Origin of the sequence: Solemya elarraichensis gill symbiont (assembly GCF_002021095.1) — a bacterium.
Lineage (GTDB): Bacteria > Pseudomonadota > Gammaproteobacteria > Chromatiales > Chromatiaceae.
The window spans coordinates 1-3028 of record NZ_MPRK01000294.1; the positions used below are offsets into that span (position 1 = coordinate 1).

Below are 3028 nucleotides of genomic sequence, written 5' to 3' on the forward strand. Positions count from 1 at the left end.
AGATCTAACCGTGCTGGTGCTGATATAGGCAAGCTTGATAATTACGGTCTCAAGGTGACGCATGATATGAGGCGCATGCTTGACGGAGGCAAAAAGAAGTGGATGGCTGATATAGCCCCGCATCTTGATATGTCCAAGATGGACGTTGACGACGCAGAATTGTCTAAGATTTTAGACAAGGCCTTCGACCGTATAACGACTGATGGTGCGATTGATCAGGTGCCTGGTGCTACATTTGGTGGTGGTAAGGTGGCTAATCGTGGAAGTGAGTCACGGCAGCTGCACTTCAAGGATGGGGATGCCTGGCTTGAGTATCAGGATGCGTATGGATCAAAGAACATGTTCTCTTCCCTGACTGATTCTTTTGAGGGGTATGCCTCGAATATCGCATTAATGGAGAAGATGGGTCCTAACCCTGAGACCACTTTCAAGCATCTCAGGTCGAAGCTTGATCTTGACATGAAGAAGAACGATGTTGGTCTTAAGACTGGCATGGTTGACGGTATGTGGAACATCGTTAGTGGTAAGGCTGGTGCAATCACCAAGGGTGAGCAGAAGTTTGCTCAAGGGGCTGCTGGTGTTCGTAACGTCCTTGTTGCTACGAAGCTTGGCTCAGCTACATTATCTGCAATTTCAGATTCTGCCTTTTCAGGTATGACTCGACATTTCAACGGGCTTAGCTCTACAAAGGCGCTGCAAAACGTGGTTATGCAGTTAAATCCTACAAGTTCGAGAGACAGGATGTTTGCCAGGCAGATGGGGATTGTAGCTGACTCAATTCTTGATCACTCAGCAATATCAAACAGGTTTGGTGAGACAGATGGTCTTGACTGGACTGCAAAACTTGCTGGTGCAACGATGAGGGCGTCTGGTCTTCAGGGTTGGTCTGAAGGCAATAGAAACGCATTCTCTCTTACGTTAGCTTATACGCTGCAAGACAATGCGGGTTTGAGCTATAGGGCGATGTCAAATTCAGGTGCAAAGAAGAAGCGCTTTGTGCGGATGTTGAAGAGGTACAACATTTCGTCCCAAGACTGGGATGAGATCAGGCAGACCCCGCCAGTTGATCACAGGGAAACGCAATACATGCCTTTCCGTGATATTGAGAGCGACGTTTTGAGGGCAAAAGTTCTTCAGATGGTAAACGAAGAGATGGACTTTGCTGTACCTACTCCAGATGCTTTTTCGCGTAACGCTACGACCTGGGGTGGAAAAAGGGCTGGTACGTTTGGCAAGGGTTCTTTATCAACACTCTCATCTCCTGTTGTTGGCTTGATTGAAGACGTAGTTAACCTGCCACTTGGCAATCTTCAAGAACTTGCTGATGGTGAAGACACGAACTTTTTACGTGAGTCTGTGAAGTTGGCTCAGAAGCTTGCTCCTGGCCAGCTTTGGTACACGCGTTTGATTATGCAAAGAATGATTTTCGATCAGCTTGAGCTGATGGCAGACCCATCTGGAGCGAAGAAGTCATTCAATCGAATGGAACGTAAATACAAGAAAGAGTATGGGGCGGAATCATATTGGAAACGCGGCGATATATTGCCTGGAGGAACATAAATGACAGCAACTTACATCATCAAGCGTGGTGATACTGTTGGCGAAATAGGGAACACATTGAGTGGTGTTGACGGCGAGCCGATACAATTATTTAATTACAAAATAAAATTCCAAGCAAGAAAGACGCCGGATTCAAGGGAGCTTCTTTTCGATTTACAGCGTGGCTTTGGTATTGAGCTTGACAATGAAGGTAAGTCTTTCTCAATTAAGATGAGCAACACAGAAACAGAGAAATTCGATCCTGGGAACTATTCTGCAGAACTTGAATTTACTACTCCAGAAGGCGTGGTTTTGTCATGTGAAGTTTTTATTCTTACAGTTATAAAGGACGTTGTTAGATGAGTGGAGTTAAACTAAAGAATGGCGCAAATAATATCTATTTGGCCACGCTAAAGCAAATTGGTCCTAAAGGTGGACAGGGAGATCGAGGGCCTGCTGGTGATGATGGTCCTGCTGGTCCGAAAGGCGAAAAAGGAGATCGAGGTCATACACGATATGTTGGTGAAGCTGGTGTAGATGGTGCAGAAGCCATACAAGGAGAGCGCGGCGTTACCGGCTCAAGAGGCGAAAGAGGCCCTCAAGGAAACGCAGGTGCACCAGCCATTGACGGCCTTCCTGGACAGCGAGGTCCTACTGGCTCTGATGGCAATAATGGCGTTCGAGGCAATGAGGGTATTCAAGGCCAGCAAGGACAAGATGGAATCTCTGGAGTTAAAGGTAATGATGGAGTTCCTGGGGTTCAAGGTGTCCAAGGGATTAAAGGCGAAAGAGGCCCACGCGGAGATCCTGGTCCTGCCTCTGGTGCTACTGGAGAAAAAGGCCCTAAAGGCGATCAGGGCCTACAGGGAGTTCAAGGCAATCTCGGTGCTCAAGGTCTAACAGGTGCTCAAGGTATAACAGGTGCTCAGGGTCTAGCTGGTGTTAAGGGTGATGCCGGCCCGTCTGGTCCTAAGGGAGATGTAGGCCCGCCAGGAGAAAAAGGCGATATAGGCAATCGAGGCTATTCTGGTGACAGAGGTCCGCAGGGTATTGAAGGTCCCTCCGGTATTGAAGGTCCGCCAGGCATTCAAGGTGAGCAGGGTCTTTCAGGACCTGCTGGCCAACAAGGGCCTCCTGGCCCAGATGGTGGGGCTGCTGGATCTGGTCCGCGTGGGCCTCAGGGCATTCAAGGCCCTCGAGGTCTGGTGGGTCCACGAGGAGCACAAGGTGAAAAAGGTGAGACTGGTGCAGATGGCCTTATAGGACCGCAGGGATTCACAGGTCTTCATGGAGAATACGGCCCTCCTGGTCCTGGTGGTCCTAAAGGTCTGCCAGGAGAGAAGGGCGACACAATTATTGGCCCTCGAGGTGTACGAGGACCACAAGGTGCAACTGGCCTTAAAGGAGAGAAGGGCGACTCAATTATTGGTCCTCGAGGTGTACGAGGCTCAACAGGCTCGATTGGCCTTAAAGGAGAGCGTGGCGAGCG

The 3028-nt window shown here is 49.2% G+C and carries 5 protein-coding genes; all 5 read left to right on the forward strand.

What is annotated here, in order from left to right:
* A partial coding sequence (locus BOW51_RS11320; RefSeq protein ID WP_167367333.1) for a hypothetical protein occupies window positions 1-1560 on the forward strand: 1560 nt, incomplete at its 5' end.
* Entirely contained in the window at window positions 1561-1902 is a 342-nt protein-coding gene (locus BOW51_RS10320; RefSeq protein WP_078477637.1) for a hypothetical protein, read from the forward strand. It begins immediately after the preceding gene.
* Between the two features lie 174 nt (window positions 1903-2076).
* Window positions 2077-2439, forward strand: coding sequence for a hypothetical protein (locus BOW51_RS11475; RefSeq protein WP_217349038.1), 363 nt, complete (start codon window positions 2077-2079; stop codon window positions 2437-2439).
* 129 nt (window positions 2440-2568) lie between these two features.
* On the forward strand, window positions 2569-2802 hold the full coding sequence (locus BOW51_RS11480; protein ID WP_078477638.1) for a hypothetical protein: 234 nt from the start codon (window positions 2569-2571) through the stop codon (window positions 2800-2802).
* A 24-nt stretch (window positions 2803-2826) separates the two neighbouring features.
* A partial coding sequence (locus BOW51_RS11485; RefSeq protein ID WP_217349039.1) for a hypothetical protein occupies window positions 2827-3028 on the forward strand: 202 nt, incomplete at its 3' end.

Coding starts and splice junctions, on each gene's coding strand:
- BOW51_RS11475 (WP_217349038.1), top strand. CDS start 2,077: ATGGTGCAGAAGCCATACAAGGAGAGCGCGGCGTTACCGGCTCAAGAG.
- BOW51_RS10320 (WP_078477637.1), top strand. CDS start 1,561: ATGACAGCAACTTACATCATCAAGCGTGGTGATACTGTTGGCGAAATA.